Raw genomic sequence first — 24,767 nt, forward strand, 5'->3', positions numbered from 1 at the left:
TAAGCGTTACTGGTCGAGGACGAGCTTGATGTCGAGCGGCGGTTCGGCACGCGACAGATTCAGGCGTTTCACGCCGGTTGCGGGCGCGTCGGCGTAGGCCAGGTAGTCGATGGTCCAGCCGTCCTGCTTGATTTCCTTCAGACGGCCATTTTCCGACGACGAATCCATGGTCGTGCGCGCTCGCGAGGTGGGCGCAGGCGAAGGCTGCAGCCAGTACCGCAAGCCTTCCACCGGCAAAGCGAACCCCAGCGTGTTGCTCATCAGTTGGGAGACATTATCGGCGGTCTGCGGGTCGCGATTCGGTAGTTCGAGGGTGGCCGAAGACGGCGACGACGTCACGATAGCCAGCGTTTGCCCAAGTGGATTACGCAATTGCAGCGTGACGGTGTCTCCGGTTTCCTGCCAGTCGAAGTTGCCGTACGCGTTGCGCTGCTGGCCGTTCTGGTCGTTGTACTGGACCGCGAACCGGCCGTGGTAAGCGCGGCTGGTCTGCGCAGTCACCTCGGTTGCTGCATTTGACGTTGTCGGCACGCGCGGTTTGATCGCGCACCCCGACACCACCACTACACTCGCTGCCATCAGCGCCAGCGCGCCGCGACGTGCGCGCTGACCGCTCAGGAAATTCGTTGCAATCAAGTTCAAAGGTCGTTCACCTGGAATCGTTTGAGCGTTTTCAACAATGTGTCGTTGCCGGGTTCGAGCTTTTGCGCCTGGCGCCATGTATTACGCGCCTGGTCCTGCTGCCCCGACTTCCACTGCACTTCGCCGAGATGAGCGCCAATTTCGGCGTTCGGCTGCAGGTCGTAGGCTTTCTTCAGGATGCTGGCAGCTTCCGTGGAATTGCCCATCCGATACTTCGCCCAGCCGAGACTGTCCATGATGAATGCGTCGTTCGGCGCAAGCGATACCGCTTTCTCGATCAGTTTCTCAGCCTCGTCCAGACGCTCGTTGCGATCGACGAGCGAATAGCCGAGCGCGTTATACGCCTGCGCGTTGTCCGGCTGCTCTTTCATCAGCTTGCGCAACTGCCCTTCCATGGTGTCGTAATGAGCGTTCTTCTCGGCCGCCATGGCGTAGTCGTAGGCAATGTCCGGATCATCGGGGAATGCAGTCGATGCCTTCGACAACGCCGCTTCCGCTTCCGGATACCGCTGCGCCTGGAACAGCATGGCGGCGTCCGTACGCGCGAGCAGCGCCAGGTCGCGAGGGTCCGACGTCTGCAGGCTGCCCAGCAACTGGCGCGCGTCGTCGACCTTGCCTTCCGAGGCAAGGATCTGCGCCCGGGTGACCTGTGCCGGCAGATACTGCTGGCTCGCGCGGGGAATCTTGTCGAGCCATTGGTTCGCGGCCGCGTCGTCTTTCTTCTCAAGCGACAACTGCGCGAGATAGATATAAGCCTGTCCCGGATCGGCGCCTGGCGTGCTTTCAGCCGCCGCCGCGTACTGCTTCAGGTAATCCTGCGCCTTGTCCGGCTGTTTCTTCTGAATATTGATCAGCGCGAGCGCCATTAGCGGCGTGAGATCTTTTGCATCGTTCTTGCGCATGATTTCGAACTGCTTCTGGGCGTCGTCGAGACGATCCGCCGACAAATACAGTTGCGCCAGCGCAAGCCGCGCGTCGTGCGACTTCGGATCCTTCTCGAGGTACTTCTCGAACGAAGCAATACCTTCGTCGCGTTCGTTCGGCCCCATGCGAGCAAGCGTCAACGCAGCAGGCAAATAGTCGGGCTTCAATTTCAGCGCTTGTTCAAGCGATGCCTTCGCGCCCGGCTGGTCGTCCGCGGCAATTTCCTGCCGGGCGAGTGCCAATTGCGTTTCGGGCCGGTCCATGTCGTTCTTGACCAGATCCTTCAGCACATTCAACCCGCCTACGCGATTCGGTCCGCGAGAGAGCAGGATCTGCAGCGAAAGGATCGCGTCGCCACGCTGCTCCGCGGGCACTTTCGCGAGCTCGGTGTTGAGGATCGGCTTGGCGTCGTCGGGCTTGCCGGAGAGGATCAGCAGCGACGCGCTCAACTGCGCCGCGCGTTCCGAATTCGGTGAGAACTGCTGCCAAAGCTGAACGGCCGTCAGCGCGTCGTTGGGACTTTGTGCGGCAATCGCAATCTCGGTTGCGCGCTGCGCGAAGCGCGGATCGTGCGTGTCGCGCGCGAGGGCGAGATAAGTCTGATAGGCGGGCGCTGCCTGGTTGCGTTGCAACGCGACTTCCGCTGCGAGCACCTGGAACACGATCTGGCTGGACGCAGCCACATTCGGCAAGTCCTGCACTTCCTTGCCCGTGGGCGGCGCGGTGATCAGGTCCGCTGCGCTGATGGCCGACTGGTCGTCGTCAGGCGAAGGAAGTTGCGCGGGGCTCTGCGCGTAGGCAGGCGCAAGCGCAAACGCTGCCACCGCGAACGTCACTGCGGCCGCGAGCTTGCTCGGGTAGACCGGCTTACCGCGTGCGGCGCTCGTTTGAGCGGTCGCTGCACGCTGCTTCGAAAACAACTTTACGAAGGACAAGTTCATGGAAATCCGATCAATGTTTCAGTCGATTGTAACGCGCTCGCTACAATACGCGCACATCCCACAGCAAGTTACAGACCAGTAAACCATGCCAGAGTTGCCGGAAGTCGAAGTAACCCGACGCGGGATCGAACCGTTCGTTACCGGACGCCGGGTTGAGCGTGTCGATGTCCGTACACCGGCGCTGCGCTGGCCCATTCCGTCTCATCTCGCGAAGACGATGAAGGCGCTGAAAATCGAGAAGGTCGAGCGGCGCGGCAAGTACCTGTTGTTCGAAACCTCCGAAGGCTGGCTGATCGTGCATCTGGGCATGACAGGGACGCTACGGGTACTGCGTAACGTGCCGCGTCCGCCGGATGCGGCGAAGCATGATCATATCGACCTGATCTTCGATGATTTCATTTTGCGCTTTCGCGATCCGCGGCGCTTTGGCGCAGTGCTCTGGCATTCGCGCGCAGATGGTGATGTCCTCGACCATCCGCTGCTGGCCGGCCTGGGCGTAGAGCCATTCACCGCTGAATTTTCCGGCGCGCTGATGTACCGGCAGACGCGCGGGCGCAAGGTGTCCGTCAAGCAGGCCTTGCTCGCGGGCACGATGGTTGTGGGCGTGGGCAACATTTACGCGTCCGAGAGCCTGTTTCGAGCGGGTATCCGGCCGACCGTCGCGGCCGGGCGCGTCTCGCTCGTGCGCTACGATCTCCTCGCCGACGCCGTGCGTACCACGCTTGCCGCCGCGATCGAAAAGGGCGGCAGCACGTTGCGCGATTTCGTGGGAAGCAATGGCGAGTCGGGCTATTTCCAGCTCGATTATTTCGTCTATGATCGCGCGGGCTTGCCGTGCCATGTTTGCGGAACGGCCATCAAACAAATCGTGCAAGGCCAGCGATCCACGTACTTTTGCCCGCGCTGCCAGCGCTAGCCCCATGCTCCAGCTCACCGACTTCTCCACGCGCCTGATCGCGTGGCAACGTGTTCACGGCCGCCACGACTTGCCGTGGCAAAACACGCGCGATGCCTACCGCATCTGGCTATCAGAAATCATGTTGCAGCAGACGCAGGTATCGACGGTGATTCCGTACTACGCGCGTTTTCTCGACCGTTTCCCCGACGTGAACGCGCTCGCCTTCGCCCCGCTCGACGACGTCATGGCGCTCTGGGCCGGTCTCGGCTACTACTCGCGCGCGCGGAATCTGCATCGATGCGCGTTTGTCGTATCGACGGAGCATGGCAGCGAGTTTCCCCGCAGCGTCGATGAATTGGCTGAACTGCCGGGTATCGGTCGTTCGACGGCGGCGGCCATTGCGTCGTTCGCGTTCGGCGCACGCGCGACGATTCTCGATGGCAACGTAAAGCGGGTGCTCGCGCGGGTGTTTGGCATCGACGGATTTCCGGGCGAAAAGCGCGTGGAAAACACGATGTGGACATTGGCCGAATCGCTGCTTCCCGACGCCGCGCACAAGGACGAAGTCACCGCGTACACGCAGGGTTTGATGGATCTTGGCGCCACGCTGTGCGTGCGTGGCAAGCCGGATTGCGCGCGCTGCCCGTTTGCCGGCGATTGCGTGGCGAACGTGACCGGACGGCAAAAGGAATTGCCTGTGTCGCGCCCGAAAAAGACCGTGCCGACACGCAAGACCTGGATGCTGGTGCTACAGGACGGCGATAGCGTCCTGCTTGAAAAGCGCCCGCCGACGGGCATCTGGGGCGGTCTGTGGAGCCTGCCGGAAGCAGAGGATGAAGGCGCGCTCGCGGCAGTCGCACATGGTTTCGGCGGGTCGGCCGAGCTTCAGCGGCTAACTCCCTTCACGCATACGTTCACGCATTTCAAACTGGATATCGAGCCGCGTCTCGGGCAGGCGAACGGCGTGCCCGACGCCGCCGATAACCGGACCGTGTGGGCGCCGCTTGCGAATATCGATGCGTATGGTGTGCCTGCGCCCGTCCGCAAATTGCTTGATGCGCTGCAGGGTTCGCTGATTTGATATTGGCAAGATGCTAAAACAACTAAAGCAACGTCAAAGCAGTTGATGCTGCTGCATATAGTGATGCACGACATCGATCCGCGCGGCTGCATCCTCAAGCTCCATCAGCTTTTGCCGGGCGCGCATGGGGATCGGCAGGATCTCGGATAAACGGTTGGATACCCACGTCGGATCGTCGAGAAGGAAGGGCTCGGTGAACGGCAGGTCCTTCGGCTCGCGTGCCTTGATTGCATCGATGATCCGCTCCAGCACCTCCGCGCACGCCCCAAACTTCACCAACGCTTCCGTGCCGTCCAGCGGCGTGTCGTCGCCAATGATTTCGGCTACGCCCACGAGCAAATTGCTCGGCTCCACGCGATGCGACAACAGTCGAAAGCGTGTCGTCCCGCGCGCCTGGACCAGCAGCATGCCGAACGTGTCCACGTCGCATTGCGTGATCTCGGCCAGGCAGCCGATGCTCTCGGGCACCGACGGGTCCCCCGGCGACGCGATCTCATTACCGCTTTTCAACAGGCACACGCCGAACGGCGTGCTTTCGCGCAAGCACGCACGCGCCATGTCGAGATAGCGGGCTTCGAAGATTTTCAGGGGAAGATGGCCGCCCGGAAACAACACGGTATGCAGCGGAAACAGCGGCAGGTCGGCGAGAAGGGGATTGGTGGACATCGCGCGCTTCTTTAAAAAGGCCGCCCGAAGGCGATCAGGTTTGCAAGGGCGCGACGTGTCCATCCACAGCGATGGGTGCGTCGCGGTGCCGCACAATCACATTGGCCTTGTCCCCGAAGCGCGCGGCGAGCGCCTGGGCGATGAATACCGAGCGATGCTGGCCGCCCGTGCAGCCGATTGCAACCGTCAGGTAACTACGGTTGTCGTCACGAAATTGCGGCAGCCATTTGCCGATGAACGTGCCCACGTCGTCGATCATCTGGTGGACCATCGGCTGGGCCGACAAAAAGTCGATAACCGGTTGGTCCAGGCCTGTCAGCGGCCGCAGTTCGTGATCGTAGTAGGGATTCGGGAGCGTACGGACATCGAAGACAAAATCGGCGTCGAGCGGGACCCCGCGCTTGAATCCGAACGATTCGAACATCAGCGTCAGCCCGGCCGGTTCCTGTTCGATAAAACTCTTCACCCACGCGCGCAACACGTTCGCCCGCAGATTGCTGGTGTCGATCTGATGGCCAAATTCGGCGAGTCCCGAGACAAGTTCGCGCTCGCGTTCGATCGCTTCGCCCAGCGACGTCAGCAGGCCCACAGCGGCGTCCTGATTGGACGAACCCGACAACGGATGACGGCGGCGCGTCTCGGAGAAGCGCTGAATCAGCGACTGGGTACTGGCATTGAGAAACAGCACGCGCAGGTCGAACGCTTGCGAAAGATCTTTGATGATGGCGGGCACTTCGTCGAGCGAACGGCTCGAACGTGCGTCGATAGCGACGGCCAGACGCGGCTGCCCCTGACTATGGAGATACGCCGCGAGCTCGGGCAGGAAGCGCGGGGGCAGGTTGTCGACGCAATAGTAGCCGGCGTCTTCGAGCGCGTTCAGGGCGACGGATTTGCCGGAGCCGGAGATGCCGGTAATCAGAATGATGCGCATGAATAAGGACTCGTTCGCTCGAGATAAAAGCACGCAGAAAATTCGGGTCCGGGCGGCGGCTGAGTCTGGAGGCCGCCGGTCTTGCCAGTTCGACCCGTCAGATCAGCTTGCCGGGGAACTGGCTTTCGGGGTCCTGCATTGCAAGGCGCTGACGATCCATGAAGTCACGGAGGGTGTCGATACCCCGCAGTTGCAGGATCGTGTTGCGCACCGCCGCTTCCACGAGCACGGCCAGATTCCGGCCGGCCGCCACCTGGATGGTGACCTTGCTGATCGGCAAGCCGAGCACGTCGACAGCCTGGCTTTCCAATGGCAGCCGCTGAAATTCACCGTCCGGACGACGCACAAGCTGAACGATCAGCTTGAGCTTCATTTTCCGCCGAACGGCGGTTTCACCAAAAATGGTTTTGATATCCAGCAGGCCCAGACCCCGTACTTCAAGCAGGTTCTGCAGCAGCGGCGGGCATCGGCCTTCGACAAAATCCGGACCGAGGCGCACGAAGTCTACGGCGTCGTCAGCGACAAGACCGTGACCGCGGCTGATCAACTCGAGCCCGAGTTCACTTTTGCCGAGACCGGAGTCGCCGGTCAGCAGCACGCCCATGCCGAGGATGTCGAGGAACACGCCGTGCAGCGTGGCGCGCGGAGCAAGAATCCGCGACATATAAAGGCGCAGGCTGTCGATCACCGCCGCCGCGGACATTCGTGTGGTGAAGAGCGGCGTGGACGAGCGGGTGCAGCGCAGAACCAGTTCAGGCGGTGCGCCGACTTCGCCCGCAACCACCAGGAAAGGCGGTTCCAGCGCGATCAGTTCGGCCATGTTGCGCGACCGGTCTTCGTCGGACTGACGCTGGTAGTAGGTGATTTCGGCGTCGCCGAGTACCTGGATGCGGTTGGGGTGAATCAGGTTCAAGTGCCCGACGAGATCGGCGCTTGACGTTGCATTGGCAACGGTTTCGGTCGAAAAACCGCGCTCCCAGCCTTCGTGACCCGTCAGCCAGCTCAGTTTGAGTGTGGCTGCGTTGTCGTCGAAAATGCTCTGGGCGTTGATGCTGGACGTATCCATGAGGCCGGAACTCCGAGAGAGGCCGCGAGCATGGGGCAATTGAAGAGCCGGGTTTGGTCTCTTCAATGCTTCGCTCAATAGGACCGATTGTGCGCTAGAAGGGCCGCCGGCGCGAGAGGGCCGTTCGGCCTGGTCTCTCGCGCCGAGTCCGGCTTCAAGTCCAGCACGAGGCCCGGCTCAAAGAGCTTAGGGCTGCCATTGCGTGAGCACCTGGTACAGCGCCTCACGGTTTTCTTCGGTATTCAGGCGTTCGCGTGCATCCCGGTCGGACAGCAGCTGCGCTATTTCCGAGAGGATTTCGAGGTGCTGTTGCGTGGCCTGTTCGGGAACAAGCAGAAAGATCAGCAGCGACACGGGCTGCCCGTCCGGCGATTCGAAAGCGATCGGCTCAGCCAGGCGCACGAAGGCGGCGAGCGGATGCTTCAGGCCCTTGATGCGTCCGTGCGGAATGGCGACGCCTTCGCCGAGACCGGTCGAGCCAAGGCGCTCGCGCGCGAAGAGATTGTCGGTGACGATACTGCGGCCAATGCCGTTCTGGTTCTCGAAGATCAGGCCCGCTTGCTCGAATACACGTTTCTTGCTGGTGACGGACAGTCCGAGGACGACATTTTCGAGGGGAAGAAATTTGGCTAAACGATTCATGTTGGCAGGCAGATGCGTGGCCTGAATTCTCCTCATCGTGGCGGCTGCAGAACCTGCACGAAACGCTCACGGCGATTTTGGTAAGGAATGCGCGGGAGACCAAAGTCTCGCTTCACTCCGATTAACAATCCCGGTACTCAAACTAACCGGACCATTATAGAACAGCGCAATCAGCGATGGTGCGGCGCGCCATACGCTGAATGCGTTTGTTGCGCATAACGCAACGGTTGATGCCATGCCTCAATTCACCCCTGTTGCTGAAAAAACGGCCCGAAACCGGCGGTGACAAAAAAAGCCGCCTGCTTTCAGGCGGCTCGTGCCGACTATCGGACTGATGGGCTCCGGTCCACATTGCTCCGGAATCCGGCGCATCGAAAAAACCTCCAGCCGATGCGCCGTTCACCCCATTTGAATCATTCCTCTAACCACTCACGGTACCTTACGGCGCCGGAACTTCGCTCTCCTGCGGTTCGTGTCCGTACTTCATTGTGGCGTGCGCATGCTCCTGGATCTTGTCCTTGTGGCGCAGCACTTGCCTGTCCAGCTTGTCGACCATCAGGTCGATGGCCGCGTACATATCAACGTCACAACTCTCGATGAAAATGTCCTTGCCCTTCAGATGCAGGTTGATTTCGACCTTTTGCCGCTTTTCCTTTTCCCTATGATTGTCGACCGAGAGGACCACACTGCCGTCGATCACCTGATCGAAGTGCCGCAGCACTCTATCCAGTTTGGTGATCACATATTCTCGCAACGCAGGCGTCAATTCGAGATGGTGTCCACTGATCTGCAGATTCATAGTTGCTCTCCAAGCTAATGGCCGCCTGGACGCTATCACGCTACTCAAACCGGCCGCTGCTTGCCCGCACGTGTCCATTCTGTTGAACGGTGGTACGGAACGGGAGAACGCATCGGCCAGCTCGCTCGCGCTTTCGCGACGCGGCCGGTAAAGGCCCGCCGCAACATGCAGCGGGCTACAGAGACTTTCGCAAATTCACTGCCGGGATTTTCAGAGCTTCGCGATATTTGGCCACCGTACGGCGTGCGACCACGAACCCCTGTTCTGCCAGCAACTCTGCGATGCGGCTGTCTGAAAGAGGAGATTTTGAGTCTTCAGCTCCTATCAGTTGCTTGATGAGTGCCCGGATCGCCGTGGACGATGCCGCGCCACCCGTGTCGGTTGAAACGTGCGATCCGAAGAAGTACTTAAATTCAAGCGTCCCGAATGGGGTCAGCATGTACTTACCGGTTGTCACACGTGAGACAGTGGATTCGTGTAAACCCAGCGTATCAGCAATCTCCCTCAAAACCAAGGGCCGCATTGCAATTTCGCCGTGGGCAAAAAAGTTCTTCTGACGCTCCACAATAGCTTGTGCAACGCGGAGAATCGTCTCGAATCTTTGTTGAATATTCTTGATCAGCCAGCGCGCTTCCTGAAGCTGCTGACGCAACGAACCACTGCCCGGATCGCCGCGATTGTTGCGCAAAATATTCGCGTAGAGGTGATTGATGCGAAGCCGCGGCACGATTTCCGGATTCAATTCTGCCGTCCACCCACTCGACATTTTGCGCACGAGGATGTCAGGAACCACGTAATCCGCTTCGCTCTTGCCGAACGCGGCGCCGGGGAACGGTTCCAGTGATCGGATCAGCAAATGTGCATCGCGCAATGCGTCATCGGACGCTTTGAGCTGCTTGCGCAAACGCGTGAAATCGCGTGCCGCGAGCAGTTCCAGATGGTGCATCACAATATCGAGCGCTAGCGTGCGGATAGACGATGCTTCGAGCCGCAACAACTGCAGCTTCAGACATTCGGACGCCGAACGGCCGCCCACGCCCGGCGGATCGAAACTCTGCAGCAACGCGAGCGCCGCGCTCAGTTCGTCGACATCGACTTCCAGTTCATCCGGCAGATCCGCCTTTACTTCCTCGAGCGACGACGTGAGATATCCGTCTTCATCGAGTGATTCAATCAGGAACGTGATCAGCGCACGGTCACGCTGATTTGCCTTCGTCATGCGCAGTTGCGACGTCAGGTGGTCGCGCAGCGTAGTAGTGGATTCGTGGATCTGCAGCGGCGGCAGGTCGTCGTCGTCCGAGCCGCTATTCGAGCGGCCGTAATCTTCCAGATTCCACGAACTCGAATCCGGTCCGTTGTCCGACGAACTCATGCCGTTGTATTCGTCTACCCCTTGAGGGTCGCCGCTTTCCGAACGTTCGGTGGTGGTCGTGCTGCTGCTCGACGACGTGCCGTTGCTCATCATGGGATCGGGCGCGTTCACCGACGCCCCCGACGTGATCAGCGAACCGTCCGCTGCCACGCGCAAGGGGCTGGTGGTCCAGTCGTCCTCGTTCTCGAGCAGTGGATTTTGCGCGACAGCCATCGCGACTTCCTGCTGCAGTTCGAGCGTCGACAACTGTAGCAGCCGGATGGACTGCTGCAGTTGTGGGGTCAGCGCAAGATGCTGCGACAGGCGGAGTTGGAGGCTGGCTTTCATGGCAAGGTTGTATTCATTGTAGAGAGTTTGCCACGGGCGCGACACCTCGCGGGGATCGACCAAAAACATGTGCCGCCTCGCGGGCGGCACGTAACATCTGTTGGCGGCGCGGGACGCCGTCCACAACGGTGTTGCATGGGGCGCGGGACACTATGTCCCCGCGCTCACATGCGGAAATGTTCGCCGAGATAAACGCGCCGCACGCTCTCATTTTCGATGATATCGCTTGGCGCGCCTGCTGCGAGCACGCTGCCGTCGCTGATGATGTAAGCATGGTCGCAGATGCCGAGCGTCTCGCGCACGTTGTGGTCCGTGATCAGCACGCCAATGTTGCGCTGCTTCAGGAACTTCACGATCTTCTGGATTTCGAGCACAGCGATTGGGTCAACGCCGGCGAACGGTTCGTCCAGCAGGATAAACGCCGGGTTGGTCGCGAGCGCACGGGCAATTTCCACTCGCCGGCGTTCGCCGCCCGAGAGTGACAAAGCCGGGTTTTCACGTAGATGCGCGATCTGAAGTTCGTCCAGCAACGCTTCCGCGCGATCCGTAATCGCTTGCTTGGAGAGCGGCTTTTCGTTTTCGTCCGTTTGCAATTCAAGCACCGCGCGAATGTTCTGCTCGACCGTCAGCTTGCGGAACACGGACGCTTCCTGCGGCAAATACGAGAGCCCGAGACGCGCACGCTTGTGAATGGGCAGCAGGCTGATCGAGGTGCCGTCGAGCAGGATTTCGCCGGCGTCCAGCGGCACCAGTCCGACGATCATGTAGAACGACGTCGTCTTGCCCGCGCCGTTCGGCCCGAGCAGCCCGACCACTTCGCCGCTTTTCACGTCGAGCGAGACATCTTTCACGACCGTGCGCGAGCCGTAGCGTTTCTTCAGGTTGCGGACGGTGAGCGAACTGCTCGTGCCGGCCGGCTTGCGATGAGGCATGGCGGGCGAATTCACGGCTGCTGCGTTCCTTGCATCTTGGTGGACGGCGTCAGGGTGGCCGGCGCGCCGTTCAGCGGCGCGGCGCCGCCGTTACGCGGGGCGAGCATGGCGCGCACGCGGCCAGTCGGGTTGCCTGGACCGGCGACGTCAGGTCCGGCTTTCGCCGTATAGAAGTCTTTCTGGCCGTCGTAGGTAATCACGCTGCCGTGTACTTCGTCCTGGATCGTGGTGAGGCCTACGAGGCGGCGCACAACGGCACGCGTGGTCAGCGTGGTGAGATCCTGCTTGCCGTCATAGTCGATCCGCACGGCATTGCCTTCTATGTATTCGTCGAGGCCGTCGCGCTTCTGGCGGAAATACGAGAGCGCGCCGCCGGTGGACGTGCCGGTCGCGTACTGGTACCCCTGCGGATCCTGCGTCACGTCAACACGGTCGGCCTTGATGATGATCGTGCCTTTGGTCGCGACAACGTGGCCCGTGAAGATGTTGACCTGCTTCAGGTCGTCATAGGTCATGTTGTCCGCTTCAATATTCAGCGGTTTGTCGTTGTCGGCGCGTTCGGCGTGCGCGGCTGGGGCGAAAGCCAATAGCGAGGCCGCCAGCGGCAGCGCCACGCATGTTGCCGCGATCCCGAATTGCACGATACGTGCGGCGCGGCGCGAGAACGCAGCGCATGCTGCGCACAGACGGCCGGATTCGGGTCGGAGAAACGGTTTGTTCATGCAGTCACACTTGAATGGATTAAGCGCAATTCGTCGGAACTGCCGGGTTTATTTGGACGAGGTGCCGAGGGTGTCGGAGGCGGCGATCTGGCCGCGCACCTGCCCAAAAAGCTTCATTACCCGGGTCGCGTTGTTGTAGTTCATGCCGTTGCCCGTCATCACGGACGGACCGCGCTGAAGTTTAACCGGCTTTTCTGTTTCGATGACATCGTCGTTCACAAGGATGCGAAAGTGCTCGGAATCCGCCGTCATCTGCGGGTCGCCGTAGCCTGCCACGCGCAAAATGTGCGCGTTCTCGTACAAGTCGACAATCGAGACGTCGCCGTTCACCGTACCGCGCTCGGACGTGGCCGTCACGGTCGGGCGCAGCGGCTGGAACATGCGCATGGCGGGTTTCGTGAGGTCGCTGACTTCATTGTCCTCGTAATGCACCATCGAAATCGCGGTCAGCCGATACTGCGTCGTGCCGGTGGTGTCCAGTTCCGAGACCGAAAAATTCGTCGCGAAATAGTCGGGCGTGTGTTCCTTCGGGCGCTCCGGTTCCTGTGGCTTGGGCATCGTAGCCTGCATCAGCCAGTAGGTGATGCCCGCCAGCGCGGCCGCCGCGACCAGCGGCAACGCTGAGGTCAGTTTCTTGGGTCGTTGCATGGGATTCAGGCTCCGATAGCCGCGGCAAGCAGGCCGTCGTAGCGATTCTGCGCGCGCAGGATGGCGTCGCAGACTTCACGCACCGCGCCTTCACCGCCGCGCTTGGCCGTGGCGAGATGTACGCGGCTCAGCACTTCCTCATGCGCGTTGGCCGGCGCCGCTGCGAAGCCGCACAGCCGCATCACGGCGAGATCAGGCCAGTCGTCGCCCATGTAGCCGCATTCGGTTGCCGGAATACCCGTGGTTTGCAGCAGTTGGGCCAGCGCGATGGTTTTATCGGCGACGCCCTGGTGCAGGTGCGTAATGCCCAGCTCGCCCGCCCGTGCCGCGACAATGCCGGAGTTGCGCCCGGTGATGATCGCTGTCTGCACGCCCGCCGATTGCAGCATTTTCACGCCGTGGCCGTCGAGTGAATTGAAGGACTTCATGGCGTCGCCGTTGGCGGTGAAAAACAGGCTGCCGTCGGTGAACACGCCGTCGATGTCGAAAATCATCAGTTTCACGCGGCTCGCGCGGTCGTGCGCGTCTTCCGTTGCGGCGATATCCGGCGTGAAAGACAAGGTCGACATCAGATTACCTTCTTGGAAAAGAGGTCGTGCATGTTCAGGGCGCCGATCAGGATCGCGTTTTCATCGACGACCAGCATCTGATTGATGCGATAACGCTCCATCAGTTCCACAGCTTCCACCGCGAGATGGTCCGGACCGATTGTGCGCGGATTACGCGTCATGACGTCGATCAGCGGCAGCGCACGGAAATCGCCGTCGCTTTGAAGAATCCGGCGCAGGTCGCCGTCGGTGAAGATGCCTTCAACATGACGCTTTTCGTTGACCACGGCCGTCATGCCCATGCGCTTGGCGGTGATCTGGAAGAGGGCGTCGGAGACGGTGGCGTTCAGCGGCACTTCCGGCACTTCCGGCCCGACGCGCATCACGTCGCGTACGTAAGTGAGCAGGCGCCGGCCGAGCGCGCCGCCCGGATGCGAGCGCGCGAAGTCGTCGGGGCCGAAACCGCGGGCGTCGAGCACGGCGACCGCGAGCGCGTCGCTCAATGCGAGCACCGCCGTTGTACTGGCGGTCGGCGAGAGATTCATCGGGCAGGCTTCTTTATCGACGTGCGCGTTCAGATGCACGTCGGCCAGTTTCGCGAGGCTTGATTCCGGCCGCCCGGTGATGGCGATCAATTTTGCCCCGAGGCGCTTGATGATGGGCAGAATGGCAACGAGTTCGGAGGTTTCGCCCGAGTTCGACAGGGCGATGAACACGTCTTCGGCGGTCACCATGCCGAGGTCGCCGTGGCTCGCTTCGGCCGGATGAACGAAGAAGGCGGGCGTGCCGGTGCTCGCGAGCGTTGCCGCGAATTTACGGGCGATATGCCCGGATTTTCCGATACCCGATACCACCACGCGGCCCTTGCATCCGAGCAGGAATTCGACGGCGCCGGTGAAGTTGTCGTCGAGTTGCGCGGACAGGCCGCGCACAGCGTCGGCTTCAATTTCCAGCACGGTGCGAGCCAGCGCGAGTGCCCGGTCGCCATTGATTTTCGCTATCATGCGCGAAGTATAACAAAGGCATCTTTGCGCCGCGCCGGAGACGGGGCGGCCTTCAGCCGCTCATCCGCCCCCGAAAGGCCGTGTGTTTTGTTGCGCGCAAGCGTTGTGCGCGTTAAAAAAACACAAGATCCGGATGTGCTCCCCGAGCCGCCATCCGCCGACAAACGAGGACGCTAGACGGATGACTTCCCCGCTTGAAATGACGTTGCTGTTGCTGCTGTGTTCCGTGGCAGGGGTCGTCGTATTCCGCTTTTTCAACCTGCCGCCCATGTTGGGTTACCTGGCGGTCGGGATCATTGTCGGACCGCACGCCGCCGGCATCGCACCGGATAGTGACCGCGCGCAGCATCTGGCGGAATTCGGCGTTGTGTTCCTGATGTTTTCGATCGGGCTTGAATTTTCGTTATCGAAATTGCGTTCAATGCGGCGGATTGTGTTCGGCCTCGGCGCGAGTCAAGTGGCCGGAACGATTGCGTTGGCCCTTTTGTTCGGGTGGATCGCGAACTTCTGGACCGACATGTCGTGGGAGGCGAGCATTGCGCTGGGCGGCGCGCTGTCGATGTCGTCCACCGCCATCGTTTCAAAAATGCTGGCCGAACGCCTTGAACTGGAATCCGAGCATGGCCGCAACATCTTCGGCGTATTGCTGTTCCAGGATCTGGCCGTGGTGCCGCTGCTGATCATCATTGCCGCGTTTGGGAATGGCAATTCGAAGGAGCTGGCGTTCTGGCTTGCGCTTGCAGCCATCAAGATCGTGGTTGCGTTGACGGTGCTGCTGTTCATCGGCCAGAAGTTCATGACGCGCTGGTTCAATATTGTCGCGCGCCGGCGCTCGCAAGAACTGTTCATGCTGAACCTGCTGCTGGTCACGCTGGGCGCGGCGTTCATCACCGATAAATTCGGCCTCTCGCTCGCGCTCGGCGCGTTTATCGCGGGTATGTTGATCGCGGAAACGCCTTACCGGCATCAGGTGGAAGAGGACATCAAGCCGTTTCGCGACGTGCTGCTCGGGCTGTTTTTCGTGACCACGGGCATGCTGCTCAATCCGCGCGTGATCTGGGAACATCCCTTTCTCGTGGCGTCGTTTTTCATCCTGCCGATCCTGCTGAAAGCCGTGATGATCACCGGCCTCGCGCGGCTGTTCGGCTCGCCCCCGGGCGTGGCGATGCGCACCGGCCTGAACCTGGCGCAAGCCGGCGAGTTCGGTTTCGTGCTGCTGAACCTGATCCTCGATAAACATCTGGTCGAGCCGGTGCTGCTGCAAGCCATCCTTTCGTCGATGCTGCTTTCCATGCTGGCCGCGCCGTTCATCATCCAGAACGCCGACCGCATCGTGCTGCGGCTTTCATCGACTGAATGGTTGCGGCAGTCGCTGCAAATGACGCGCATTGCGACGCAAAGCATCAAGCAGAGTGGCCACGTCATCATCTGCGGCTATGGCCGGGCGGGGCAGAATCTGGCGCGGATGCTGGAACACGAGGGGTTGTCGTACGTCGCGCTCGACCTGGACCCCGATCGCGTGGCGGCAGCGGCGGCGGCGGGTGAAAGCGTGGTGTACGGCGATGCCGGCCGGCGCGAGGCGCTGGTCGCCGCCGGCATACATCGCGCGGCCACGATCGCGATCACCTTCGCGAATACGCCGTCCGCGTTGCGCGTGCTGCACAGTATTCACGAGTTGGAGCCGACGTTGCCCACCATCGTGCGTACTGTCGATGACGCCGATCTGGAAAAGCTGATTGCGTCGGGTGCGACGGAAGTGATTCCGGAAATCGTGGAAGGTAGCTTGATGCTGGCGTCGCATACGCTGGTGCTGATGGGCGTGCCGATGCGGCGCGTGGTTCGGCGCGTGGAAGAAATGCGCGACGAGCGTTACAGCATGCTGCGCGGATATTTTCACGGCGCGGATGAGGACGACGATGAGCGTCGCGAGCAGGTCCGGCTACAATCAGTTCCCGTCGATGCAAACGCCGACGCGGTCGGCCGTACGCTCGATGAGCTTGGGCTGGTGGGCGACGGAGTAGAAGTGACGGCCATTCGCCGGCATGGAATTCGCGGCGTGGAGCCTGATCCTGACACCAAGCTGCGGGCGAGCGACATTGTGGTGCTGCGCGGTTTGCCCGAGGCGTTGCAGCTGGCGGAAGAACGGCTGTCGCGCAATCGCCGTGCGGGCGCGGTAGCCTGACGTTTTCCAGGAGACATCAAACATGCCTGAAATGTCTGAGTTCGCAGCGCCCTCAGTACCGAATTTATCCAATCCAGCCGGTTTTATCCGGGAGCGGATTCGCACGGTGCCGGACTGGCCGCAGCCCGGCGTGCAGTTCCGCGATATCACGCCGGTTTTGCAGGATCGGCGCGCGTTGCGTACGCTGATCGACCTGCTGGTGCAGCGCTATATAGATGCACGAATCGACACGATCGCCGGGCTTGATGCGCGTGGTTTTATCATCGGGCCAATTCTGGCGTACGAATTGAGCCTGGGTTTTGTGCCGATCCGCAAGAAGGGCAAGCTGCCGTTCAGGACGCTGTCGCAGTCGTATGAACTTGAATATGGCAGCGCGACCGTCGAAATTCACGAAGATGCGTGCAAACCGGGCGAGCGGGTAGTGCTGGTTGATGACCTGATTGCAACGGGCGGCACGATGATGGCCGGCAAGATGTTGCTCGAACGGCTCGGCGCGGTGGTCGTTGAGGGCGCGGCGATTATCGATTTGCCGGAGCTTGGCGGATCGACGCTTCTGCGCGAATCGGGTTTGCCGCTTTATACGGTCTGCGAATTCAGCGGCCACTAATTTCTTCGATTTCTTCGATTTCTTCGATTTCTCCGAGTCATGCCTAATTTCCTTTTGTTTCTCGCGGCTTCCATTGCTATTACCGTGGCGCCCGGTCCGGACAATCTCCAGGTGCTCGCGCGTGGTATCTCGCAGGGGCGCGCGGCTGGGCTGGTTGCGGCGCTTGGGTTTGCCGCCGGAATTTCGTTTCACACGACGCTTGCCGCGCTTGGGGTCGCAGCGTTGCTCAAGTCTTCCCCGATGGCGTTTGAAGCGGTCAAGCTGGCCGGCGCTGCTTATCTGATCTGGATTGGCATCAAGGCGATTCGTAGCAAGGGTTTGTCGAGCGCGCATGAGCGGCCGAGTCAGCCGTTGGCCGTGGTGTTTCGGCAGAGTGTGATCGGCAATATGATGAATCCGAAAGTGACGCTGTTTTTTATCGTGTTCCTGCCGCAGTTCGTTAATCCGCATGGCGGCCAAAGCGTCATGTTGCAGATGTTCGAGCTTGGCGGCGTGTTCATGTTGCAGACGGTGGTGGTGTTCTCGGTTTTTGGCGTTGCAGCCGGGATGATCGGGGCTTATCTGAAGCGGCGTCCGAAGGTGGGGGTGTGGCTCGACCGGTTGGCCGGGGCAACGTTTATCGGGCTGGGGATTCGCGTGGCGTTGAAGGATTAAGAGGGGTTTTCGGCCGCACCCAGCCGAGGATTGCTTCGGCAGGTTCGGGCGGATGTCAGGTTGCCGCTTTTCAGGGTTCGTGGGCTGCTATTAAGGCAAGTGGCAGCAATCTGGCATTGACCCTCCCGACCAAACCCGAACCCCGACCTGAGTACGAACAAGACCCCCTGTACAATTTCCGGCTTTCCGCCGCCGGAGCCCATCATGAGCTTGCCTGCCATTGTTGCCGCGCGTCGTTTCGATGCTTCGGTGCACCTGCCGTTTTACATCGACCGTGAACGGGTCGGCTGGATTCGGCGCACCGACGCGCCCGCGCTGCACTCATGGCCGGACGTGTTTCATATCGATCAAACGTCGATCCGTCTCGCCAATACCTTCTCCGATCTCAACGCGCGCAGCGCCGCGCTGGGCGCAGTCATCGGCATGCTGGCGGCTGACGGCCGCATTCCCGGCTGGCGCAACGAAACCTACGCGATCCGCAATGCCTTCGACGCCGAGCCGCTTGCGTTCATCGAACGGGCTGCGTCGCGGTTCTTCGGCACAATGACCTACGCCGTCCATCTGAACGGTATTGTTGAAGAGCCGGGCCGCGCGCCGGAGTTATGGATCGCCCGGCGCAGCGAAACAAAAGCGACCGATCCGGGCATGCTCGATAACGTGGTGGCGGGCGGTATTGGCTGGGGAATGGGGATCGAGGAAACGCTCGTGAAGGAGTGCTGGGAAGAAGCAGGCATGCAGCCGGAGCTTGCTGCCAAGGCCGTGCGCGGACGTGAATTCTACGTGCTGCAATCGCTGCCCGAAGGCACTCAGGCAGAGTTGATTTACGTTTTCGACTTGAGCTTGCCCGCGGATTTCGCGCCACGCAATCAGGATGGCGAAGTGGGCGAACACCGGCTTGCCCGTATCGATGAAGTCGCGCGGTGGATTGAAGAAGGCGCCATGACAGTCGATGCCAGTCTGGCCACCCTGGATTGCCTGCTGCGCCGCAACTGGATAGACGAAGAAGCGTGCGAGGGCATGCCGGCGATTTATTTACCGCCGGCGGTTTGAACGCCTGTGAACCTGCTGTGAACGCGCGTTGAACGTGCTTTGAAACATCTCAAAGGAGTATCGGTTCATGTCGACCGAACATAGTTTTATCTTGAAGTTGTCGTGTCCGGATCGTCCCGGCATTGTGCATGCCGTGTCTGGATTCCTGTTCGATCTCGGCAGCAATATTCTTGATTCCGCGCAATTCGGTGACAGTCACACCGGCGAATTTTTTATGCGCGTGCATTTCCAGCAAGTGGGCGGAGATCCGGGTCTCGTCGCGTTGCGGACGTCGTTCAGCACGCTTGCCGATGAGTTCGGCATGAAGTGGGAACTGCATGATGCGTCGGTGAAACCGCGCGTGATGATCATGGTGTCGAAGATCGGGCATTGCCTGAACGATTTGCTGTTCCGATATCGCACCGGCCAGCTCGGGATTGAGATTCCAGCGATCGTTTCGAATCATCGGGATTTTTATCAGCTTGCTGCCAGTTATGACGTGCCGTTTCATCATCTGCCGTTGATTGCGTCCACGCCTGAGGGGAAGGCTTCGCAGGAAGCGCGGGTGCTGGAGATCGTCGATCAGCACAAGATCGATCTTGTTGTGCTCGCGCGATATATGCAGATTTTGTCGCCGGAAATGTGCGTCGCGCTCAATGGCCGGGCGATCAATATTCACCATTCGTTCCTGCCGAGCTTCAAGGGCGCCAAGCCGTATTACCAGGCGTTTGATCGCGGTGTTAAGTTGATTGGCGCTACTGCGCATTATGTGACGACGGATCTTGATGAAGGGCCGATCATTGAGCAGGAAGTGGAGCGTGTGGACCACAGCATGGCGCCGGATCAGTTGACGGCGATCGGGCGTGATGTGGAGTGTGTGACGCTCGCGCGTGCGGTGCGGTGGCATGTTGAGCACCGGATCGTGCTGAATGGGAGTAAGACAGTAGTCTTTAAGTAGGTCGTTCGCACTTGGTTTTTGGGGTTTTGGGGTTTTGCGGCGGGAGGGTTCCGGGGGGCGGGGTTGTGCTCGGTTCCAGGGTTAGCGGTCGGAGGTTATGCCCGAGGGTAGGTTCTGGGGTTAGCGGTCAGGGTCAATGCCGGGTTGGTGCTTTCGGCCTTAGTGGTCTGCGAGAGTCGGATTTTCTCTTTATCACTATTAGCCACTGTGCGTGGCGGCACGTCATTTCTTTGTCCAAAGCGACAAAGAAACGAAGCAAAGAAAACGCTTTTAAACCACGCTACCCTAAGTGTCCACAGCGTGCAGTTTTCATTCATAGGTGCCCCAAAAGCACGGTGCTCGCCAGAGCCACGGATGTTTGAACCCCTCCTTCTCGCGAATCCTGACACGAACACGCTTCGCCCCGTACGCTCTCGGGCAAGCACCATTGCCAATGAACCCGCACGGCCTTACGGATATTTACGGCTGCGGTTTTTTGACAGGTTACCCACCTGATCTGTGCGACCGTATTCATAGGCCACAGCTTGATGCGTGTTTGTGTTTACCGTTTTAGTTTGTGTGAACTGGCTGCGCGTTCTGTACAGCTATTTTCATCGGTTACGGCCACCCGCATCTTCGCGACCTCATTTCCAGCAGGTTTGGCGACGTGGTTCGAGGCGCGTACACATTGGAGGGAGGTTATCCGCGGATAGCGCGGGGTGCTCCTTGGGCAGGTTCAATCACTGGTGGCGAAGCGTGTGGGTATCCGTGTTCGGAGAAGGAGGGGTTCACACATCCTTCGCTCTGGCGAGCACCGTGCTTTTGGGGCACCTATGAATAGAAACTGCACGCTGTGGACACTTAGGGTAGCGTGGTTTGAAAGCGTTTTCTTTGCTTCGTTTCTTTGTCGCTTTGGACAAAGAAATGACGTGCCGCCACGCACAGTGGCTAATAGTGATAAAGAGAATATCCGACTCTCGCAGACAGCTAACACCGAAAGCACCAACCCGGCATTGACCCAGACCGCTAACCCCAGAACCAGGCAACCCGGCATCAACCCCAACCGCTAACCTTGGAACCAGACCAACCCCGGAACCAGACCACCCCCCCCGTCCATCGGCGCGAGCACCCCCACTCAGACCAGTCTCAAATAAACCAGCTCGCGCTTAAGATACGCATAAAAAATCGGCGCAGCAATCACCCCTGGCAGTCCAAAAGCGGCTTCCATCGCGAGCATGGCCAGCAGCAATTCCCAGGCACGCGCCTCGATCTGCCCACCAATAATCCGCGCATTCAAAAAGTACTCGAGCTTGTGAATGACGATCAGAAAGACCAGCGACGCCACAGCCGTCCCAAACGACACCGACAATGAAATCCCCACAATAATCGCGTTCGAGACCAAATTGCCGATCACCGGCAACAACCCGACGATAAACGTTACCAACACCAGCGTCTTCGACAACGGCAGCCGCTCGTGAAACACCGGCAGCGCAACCAGCAAATACAACGCCGTGAACGTCGCGTTGATCGCGGAAATCTTGACCTGCGCGAAAACGATCCGCCGAAACGCCTCTGAGAAACGCGTCACGCGCGTCACGAGCGCAGTAGAAAGCGGCAGACGATGTGTCGTCCGCGGCACACCCACCGCGATAATCGCACCCACGATCATGCCGATCAGCACATGCCCGAAACCGCGCGCCGCGTCTTTCCCGCCCTGCTGCAACATGGCGGCGTGCGTTTGCATCAACTCGGTCGCCTTGTCCTTCATCTGCTCTGCATCGACAGGAAGGTAGTTCGCTATCCAGTCGGGCACCTGCAGTCGCGCATGCGACGTGAGCTTCATCAACTGATCGAGAAGCTTCTGCACGCTAGGAACATCGCGCTGAAAATGATCGATGAGCAAGATCGTGGCGCCCGCCAGCCCCCCCACGATCACCACCGCCACGATCACGACCGCGACCCAGCGCGCACGTCCGCTCGTCATGGTCTTTTCGATCAGGGGCGCGATGGCGTGCACAAGCTGATACACCAGCATCCCCGCCAGCAGCGCACCGAGCAACTGCAAATGCAGTACGAGGAACAAACCGGCGAACGCGGCGATATAGCTGCCAATCTCCACCGCCGACAACGTCGGCATGCTCATGTCGCTCGTCAGCCGGACGGGCCGGACAGCGGGCCTGTTTTCGGCCGCTTCGTTGCGCTTTGCCATGAATCCTTCAGTCTCCTGCCGCTAACGGGTTACGGACTGCCGCGGTCCGAACGGCGCGCGGCTCATAGTGGCGATGCGGGCGAATCCCTCATGCAGCCGATCTCGGCCTTTGCAGCAAAGGCGCAAGATACCGGCCGGTAAAACTGGCCTTCGACTGTGCGACATGCTCCGGCGTCCCCTGCGCGATGATCTGGCCACCGCCGGCGCCGCCTTCCGGACCGAGGTCGATGACCCAGTCCGCAGTTTTTATTACATCGAGATTATGCTCGATGATTACGACAGTATTACCTTGATCGCGCAGCCGATGAATCACTTCGAGCAAAAGTGCGATGTCGTGGAAGTGCAGGCCGGTGGTCGGTTCGTCGAGAATATACAGAGTCCGACCCGTATCGCGTTTGCTCAGTTCCAACGAAAGCTTGACGCGCTGCGCTTCGCCGCCCGACAGCGTGGTCGCCGACTGACCGAGCCGGATATACCCAAGACCCACATCGAGCAAGGTTTTCAGCTTGCGCGCAACAATGGGCACGGGCTTGAAGAACTCGTGCGCGGCCTCCACAGTGAGGTCGAGCACCTCGTGGATGTTCTTGCCCTTGTACTGGACATCAAGCGTTTCACGGTTATAGCGCTTACCGTGACAGACATCGCACGGCACGTAGACGTCGGGCAAAAAGTGCATCTCGACCTTGAGCACGCCGTCGCCCTGACACGCTTCGCAGCGCCCGCCCTTCACATTGAACGAGAAGCGGCCGGGATCGTAGCCCCGTTCCTTCGACGCCGGCACGCCCGCGAACAACTCGCGGATCGGCGTGAAGAGGCCGGTGTAGGTCGCGGGATTCGAGCGCGGCGTGCGGCCGATGGGCGATTGATCGACGTTGATCACCTTGTCGAAGTGTTCCAGCCCTTCAATGGCCTCGTAAGGCGCGGGTTCGGCGGAAGAACCGTATAGATGCTGGGACACGGCGTGGTACAGCGTGTCATTGATGAGCGTGGACTTGCCCGAGCCGGACACGCCCGTCACGCAGGTCAGCAATCCGACCGGCAGATCGAGCGACACGTGCTTCAGATTGTTGCCGTAGGCCTCGATGATCCGCAGCCGCCGTTCGTCCGGCGCCGTGCGGTCGGTCGAATAGCTGATGCTCCGTTTGCCCGATAAATACTGTCCGGTCATCGAATTCGGGTCGTTCTCGACGTGCTTCGCCGTCCCTTGCGAGACAATCTCGCCGCCGTGCACGCCCGCTCCCGGGCCCATGTCGACCACGTAGTCGGCCATGCGGATCATGTCTTCGTCGTGTTCGACCACGATCACCGAATTGCCGATGTCGCGTAAGTGCTTGAGCGTGGCGATGAGCCGGTCGTTGTCGCGCTGATGCAAGCCAATGGACGGTTCGTCGAGCACGTACATCACGCCCGTCAAGCCGGAACCGATCTGCGATGCCAGCCGGATGCGCTGCGCCTCGCCGCCGGAGAGCGTTTCGGCGCTGCGTTCCAGCGACAAATAATCCAGCCCGACGTTGTTCAGGAACGTGAGCCTGGCGACGATTTCCTTGATGACCCGATCGGCGATCTCGCCCTTCGCGCCTTCCAGGTGCAGCGTCTGAAAGTAACCCAGCGTCTCGCGCAGCGGCCAGCCGCTCACTTCGTAAATGGCTCGCGCATTTTCGCCCGTGCCGAGCTTGACGTTGCGCGCCTCGGTCCGCAGCCGCGTGCCTTCGCACGCGGGGCACGCCTGGTTGTTCTGATACTTCGCGAGTTCCTCGCGGACCGCCGCCGAATCGGTTTCCTTGTAGCGGCGTTCCAGACTCGGGATGATCCCTTCAAACGCGTGCTCGCGGACCGTCGTCCGGCCGCGCTCGTTGATATACGAGAATGGAATGACCTCTTTGCCGGAACCGAACAGCAGGATCTTGCGGACGTCTTCGGGCAGATCTTCGAACGCCGCGTCTATATCGAATTCGAAAAACGACGCCAGGCTTTGCAGCATCTGGAAATAGAACTGGTTGCGCCGGTCCCATCCTTTCACTGCACCCGCCGCGAGCGATAGCGACGGATGAGCGACCACACGCTTCGGGTCGAAGAACGTGATCTGGCCAAGGCCGTCGCATTCGGGGCATGCGCCCATGGGATTGTTGAACGAGAACAGGCGCGGCTCGAGTTCCTGCAGCGAGTACGAACAGATCGGACAAGCGAACTTCGAGCTGTACAGATGCTCTTTCTCGGAATCCATTTCGAGCGCGATTGCGCGGCCATCGGCGAGACGCAGCGCTGTCTCGAAGGATTCCGCGAGCCGCTGCTTCATGTCCGGCCGCACTTTCAACCGGTCGATAACAACATCGATAGTGTGTTTGTCGTTCTTCTTCAGCTTCGGCAGCGACTCGATCTCATAGATCTTCGCCACGCCTTCGTTCGCTGTTCCCCCACCCGAACGCACGCGAAACCGGATGAAACCCTGCGCCTGCATGGCTTCGAACAGCTCCAGATGCTCGCCCTTGCGATCCGCCACCACGGGCGCGAGAATCATCAGCTTCGTTTCCTCGGGCATGGCGAGCGCGGCGTCGACCATTTGCGACACGCTTTGCGCTTCGAGCGGAATGTGGTGGTCCGGGCAGTGCGGCGTACCGACGCGGGCAAACAGCAAGCGCAGGTAGTCGTGAATCTCGGTGACGGTGCCGACGGTGGAGCGCGGATTATGCGAAGTCGCTTTCTGCTCGATCGAAATAGCCGGCGACAATCCTTCGATCAGGTCGACGTCCGGTTTCTCCATCAGCTGCAGGAATTGACGCGCGTAGGCGGACAAACTTTCGACGTAGCGGCGCTGGCCTTCGGCGTAGAGCGTGTCGAACGCGAGCGACGATTTCCCCGAACCCGACAAGCCCGTAATCACGATCAGCTTGTGACGCGGCAAGTCGAGATTGATGTTCTTAAGATTGTGGGTGCGAGCCCCACGAATACGAATTTCTTCCATGAACCGGGCGGAAAGTAAGGGGGCTAAACCTGCTACTATAACGA

22 protein-coding genes are annotated in these 24,767 nt (G+C 60.3%); 7 read left to right on the plus strand and 15 right to left on the minus strand.

Annotation, left to right across the window (positions count from 1 at the left end; all coding sequences use genetic code 11):
* Window positions 1-6 precede the first annotated feature (6 nt).
* Both lolB and ACSQ36_RS01485 read right to left on the minus strand, forming a co-directional pair.
* Complete coding sequence (gene lolB / locus ACSQ36_RS01480; protein ID WP_436183063.1) at window positions 7-579, minus strand: lipoprotein insertase outer membrane protein LolB; 573 nt, start codon at window positions 577-579, stop codon at window positions 7-9.
* A gap of 59 nt (window positions 580-638) precedes the next feature.
* Complete coding sequence (locus tag ACSQ36_RS01485; RefSeq protein ID WP_436180677.1) at window positions 639-2,507, minus strand: tetratricopeptide repeat protein; 1,869 nt, start codon at window positions 2,505-2,507, stop codon at window positions 639-641.
* Window positions 2,508-2,592: 85 nt separating this feature from the next.
* Here ACSQ36_RS01485 and mutM point away from each other — a divergent pair, with 85 nt between their 5' ends.
* Both mutM and mutY read left to right on the plus strand, forming a co-directional pair.
* Complete coding sequence (mutM, locus tag ACSQ36_RS01490; RefSeq protein ID WP_436180678.1) at window positions 2,593-3,423, plus strand: bifunctional DNA-formamidopyrimidine glycosylase/DNA-(apurinic or apyrimidinic site) lyase; 831 nt, start codon at window positions 2,593-2,595, stop codon at window positions 3,421-3,423.
* A gap of 4 nt (window positions 3,424-3,427) precedes the next feature.
* Window positions 3,428-4,486, plus strand: a complete 1,059-nt coding sequence (mutY, locus tag ACSQ36_RS01495; protein ID WP_436180679.1) for an A/G-specific adenine glycosylase — start codon at window positions 3,428-3,430, stop codon at window positions 4,484-4,486.
* 33 nt (window positions 4,487-4,519) lie between these two features.
* On the opposite strand, the gene ACSQ36_RS01500 is transcribed toward mutY, so the two are convergent.
* The 11 genes from ACSQ36_RS01500 to kdsD all read right to left on the minus strand — a co-directional run bounded on the left by ACSQ36_RS01500 (window position 4,520) and on the right by kdsD (window position 14,143).
* Window positions 4,520-5,152, minus strand: coding sequence for an LON peptidase substrate-binding domain-containing protein (locus ACSQ36_RS01500; protein WP_213764786.1), 633 nt, complete (start codon window positions 5,150-5,152; stop codon window positions 4,520-4,522).
* 34 nt (window positions 5,153-5,186) lie between these two features.
* Window positions 5,187-6,083 (minus strand): RNase adapter RapZ, encoded by an 897-nt coding sequence (gene rapZ / locus ACSQ36_RS01505; RefSeq protein WP_213764787.1) that lies wholly within the window; start codon window positions 6,081-6,083, stop codon window positions 5,187-5,189.
* A 97-nt stretch (window positions 6,084-6,180) separates the two neighbouring features.
* Window positions 6,181-7,149 (minus strand): HPr(Ser) kinase/phosphatase, encoded by a 969-nt coding sequence (gene hprK / locus ACSQ36_RS01510; protein ID WP_213764788.1) that lies wholly within the window; start codon window positions 7,147-7,149, stop codon window positions 6,181-6,183.
* 186 nt (window positions 7,150-7,335) lie between these two features.
* The gene (gene ptsN, locus ACSQ36_RS01515; protein WP_165086018.1) at window positions 7,336-7,827 is read right to left on the minus strand and encodes a PTS IIA-like nitrogen regulatory protein PtsN; all 492 of its coding nucleotides are present in this window, start codon (window positions 7,825-7,827) and stop codon (window positions 7,336-7,338) included.
* A 403-nt stretch (window positions 7,828-8,230) separates the two neighbouring features.
* Entirely contained in the window at window positions 8,231-8,590 is a 360-nt protein-coding gene (gene hpf / locus ACSQ36_RS01520; RefSeq protein ID WP_213764789.1) for a ribosome hibernation-promoting factor, HPF/YfiA family, read from the minus strand.
* A gap of 175 nt (window positions 8,591-8,765) precedes the next feature.
* Entirely contained in the window at window positions 8,766-10,289 is a 1,524-nt protein-coding gene (locus ACSQ36_RS01525; protein WP_213764790.1) for an RNA polymerase factor sigma-54, read from the minus strand.
* Between the two features lie 164 nt (window positions 10,290-10,453).
* On the minus strand, window positions 10,454-11,221 hold the full coding sequence (lptB, locus tag ACSQ36_RS01530; protein ID WP_213764817.1) for an LPS export ABC transporter ATP-binding protein: 768 nt from the start codon (window positions 11,219-11,221) through the stop codon (window positions 10,454-10,456).
* Between the two features lie 11 nt (window positions 11,222-11,232).
* A complete protein-coding gene (gene lptA / locus ACSQ36_RS01535) occupies window positions 11,233-11,943 on the minus strand; it encodes a lipopolysaccharide transport periplasmic protein LptA (protein ID WP_436180680.1) in 711 nt (236 codons plus the stop codon).
* Window positions 11,944-11,991: 48 nt separating this feature from the next.
* A complete protein-coding gene (gene lptC, locus ACSQ36_RS01540) occupies window positions 11,992-12,591 on the minus strand; it encodes an LPS export ABC transporter periplasmic protein LptC (protein WP_213764792.1) in 600 nt (199 codons plus the stop codon).
* A 5-nt stretch (window positions 12,592-12,596) separates the two neighbouring features.
* Window positions 12,597-13,160: a KdsC family phosphatase gene (locus ACSQ36_RS01545; RefSeq protein ID WP_436180681.1), complete on the minus strand. Its 564-nt coding sequence runs from the start codon at window positions 13,158-13,160 to the stop codon at window positions 12,597-12,599.
* Entirely contained in the window at window positions 13,160-14,143 is a 984-nt protein-coding gene (kdsD, locus tag ACSQ36_RS01550; RefSeq protein WP_436180682.1) for an arabinose 5-phosphate isomerase KdsD, read from the minus strand. Before kdsD ends, ACSQ36_RS01545 begins: the two co-directional genes overlap by 1 nt.
* A gap of 181 nt (window positions 14,144-14,324) precedes the next feature.
* Here kdsD and ACSQ36_RS01555 point away from each other — a divergent pair, with 181 nt between their 5' ends.
* From ACSQ36_RS01555 to purU, 5 genes are all read left to right on the plus strand, one after another.
* Entirely contained in the window at window positions 14,325-16,325 is a 2,001-nt protein-coding gene (locus tag ACSQ36_RS01555) for a monovalent cation:proton antiporter family protein (protein ID WP_213764795.1), read from the plus strand.
* Window positions 16,326-16,356: 31 nt separating this feature from the next.
* Window positions 16,357-16,932 carry an adenine phosphoribosyltransferase gene (locus ACSQ36_RS01560; protein ID WP_436183064.1) on the plus strand — a complete coding sequence of 192 codons (576 nt, stop codon included), beginning with the start codon at window positions 16,357-16,359 and terminating at the stop codon, window positions 16,930-16,932.
* Between the two features lie 39 nt (window positions 16,933-16,971).
* Entirely contained in the window at window positions 16,972-17,586 is a 615-nt protein-coding gene (locus ACSQ36_RS01565) for a LysE family translocator (RefSeq protein WP_213764797.1), read from the plus strand.
* A gap of 204 nt (window positions 17,587-17,790) precedes the next feature.
* Complete coding sequence (locus tag ACSQ36_RS01570) at window positions 17,791-18,636, plus strand: DUF4743 domain-containing protein (protein WP_436180683.1); 846 nt, start codon at window positions 17,791-17,793, stop codon at window positions 18,634-18,636.
* A gap of 67 nt (window positions 18,637-18,703) precedes the next feature.
* A complete protein-coding gene (gene purU / locus ACSQ36_RS01575) occupies window positions 18,704-19,573 on the plus strand; it encodes a formyltetrahydrofolate deformylase (protein ID WP_436180684.1) in 870 nt (289 codons plus the stop codon).
* A gap of 1,114 nt (window positions 19,574-20,687) precedes the next feature.
* Here purU and ACSQ36_RS01580 read toward each other — a convergent pair.
* Both ACSQ36_RS01580 and uvrA read right to left on the minus strand, forming a co-directional pair.
* Window positions 20,688-21,761: an AI-2E family transporter gene (locus ACSQ36_RS01580; protein WP_213765774.1), complete on the minus strand. Its 1,074-nt coding sequence runs from the start codon at window positions 21,759-21,761 to the stop codon at window positions 20,688-20,690.
* 88 nt (window positions 21,762-21,849) lie between these two features.
* Complete coding sequence (uvrA, locus tag ACSQ36_RS01585) at window positions 21,850-24,723, minus strand: excinuclease ABC subunit UvrA (protein ID WP_436180685.1); 2,874 nt, start codon at window positions 24,721-24,723, stop codon at window positions 21,850-21,852.
* Window positions 24,724-24,767 lie beyond the last annotated feature (44 nt).

The organism is Caballeronia sp. LjRoot34, from assembly GCF_964253815.1.
In the GTDB taxonomy this organism is placed as follows: Bacteria; Pseudomonadota; Gammaproteobacteria; order Burkholderiales; family Burkholderiaceae; genus Caballeronia.

Excerpts from the sequence above, each read along its gene's own strand:
- lolB (WP_436183063.1), bottom strand. The coding sequence starts at position 579 with ATGGCAGCGAGTGTAGTGGTGGTGTCGGGGTGCGCGATCAAACCGCGC.
- ACSQ36_RS01485 (WP_436180677.1), bottom strand. The coding sequence starts at position 2,507 with ATGAACTTGTCCTTCGTAAAGTTGTTTTCGAAGCAGCGTGCAGCGACC.
- mutM (WP_436180678.1), top strand. The coding sequence starts at position 2,593 with ATGCCAGAGTTGCCGGAAGTCGAAGTAACCCGACGCGGGATCGAACCG.
- mutY (WP_436180679.1), top strand. The coding sequence starts at position 3,428 with ATGCTCCAGCTCACCGACTTCTCCACGCGCCTGATCGCGTGGCAACGT.
- ACSQ36_RS01500 (WP_213764786.1), bottom strand. The coding sequence starts at position 5,152 with ATGTCCACCAATCCCCTTCTCGCCGACCTGCCGCTGTTTCCGCTGCAT.
- rapZ (WP_213764787.1), bottom strand. The coding sequence starts at position 6,083 with ATGCGCATCATTCTGATTACCGGCATCTCCGGCTCCGGCAAATCCGTC.
- hprK (WP_213764788.1), bottom strand. The coding sequence starts at position 7,149 with ATGGATACGTCCAGCATCAACGCCCAGAGCATTTTCGACGACAACGCA.
- ptsN (WP_165086018.1), bottom strand. The coding sequence starts at position 7,827 with ATGAGGAGAATTCAGGCCACGCATCTGCCTGCCAACATGAATCGTTTA.
- hpf (WP_213764789.1), bottom strand. The coding sequence starts at position 8,590 with ATGAATCTGCAGATCAGTGGACACCATCTCGAATTGACGCCTGCGTTG.
- ACSQ36_RS01525 (WP_213764790.1), bottom strand. The coding sequence starts at position 10,289 with ATGAAAGCCAGCCTCCAACTCCGCCTGTCGCAGCATCTTGCGCTGACC.
- lptB (WP_213764817.1), bottom strand. The coding sequence starts at position 11,221 with ATGCCTCATCGCAAGCCGGCCGGCACGAGCAGTTCGCTCACCGTCCGC.
- lptA (WP_436180680.1), bottom strand. The coding sequence starts at position 11,943 with ATGAACAAACCGTTTCTCCGACCCGAATCCGGCCGTCTGTGCGCAGCA.
- lptC (WP_213764792.1), bottom strand. The coding sequence starts at position 12,591 with ATGCAACGACCCAAGAAACTGACCTCAGCGTTGCCGCTGGTCGCGGCG.
- ACSQ36_RS01545 (WP_436180681.1), bottom strand. The coding sequence starts at position 13,160 with ATGTCGACCTTGTCTTTCACGCCGGATATCGCCGCAACGGAAGACGCG.
- kdsD (WP_436180682.1), bottom strand. The coding sequence starts at position 14,143 with ATGATAGCGAAAATCAATGGCGACCGGGCACTCGCGCTGGCTCGCACC.
- ACSQ36_RS01555 (WP_213764795.1), top strand. The coding sequence starts at position 14,325 with ATGACTTCCCCGCTTGAAATGACGTTGCTGTTGCTGCTGTGTTCCGTG.
- ACSQ36_RS01560 (WP_436183064.1), top strand. The coding sequence starts at position 16,357 with ATGTCTGAGTTCGCAGCGCCCTCAGTACCGAATTTATCCAATCCAGCC.
- ACSQ36_RS01565 (WP_213764797.1), top strand. The coding sequence starts at position 16,972 with ATGCCTAATTTCCTTTTGTTTCTCGCGGCTTCCATTGCTATTACCGTG.
- ACSQ36_RS01570 (WP_436180683.1), top strand. The coding sequence starts at position 17,791 with ATGAGCTTGCCTGCCATTGTTGCCGCGCGTCGTTTCGATGCTTCGGTG.
- purU (WP_436180684.1), top strand. The coding sequence starts at position 18,704 with ATGTCGACCGAACATAGTTTTATCTTGAAGTTGTCGTGTCCGGATCGT.
- ACSQ36_RS01580 (WP_213765774.1), bottom strand. The coding sequence starts at position 21,761 with ATGGCAAAGCGCAACGAAGCGGCCGAAAACAGGCCCGCTGTCCGGCCC.
- uvrA (WP_436180685.1), bottom strand. The coding sequence starts at position 24,723 with ATGGAAGAAATTCGTATTCGTGGGGCTCGCACCCACAATCTTAAGAAC.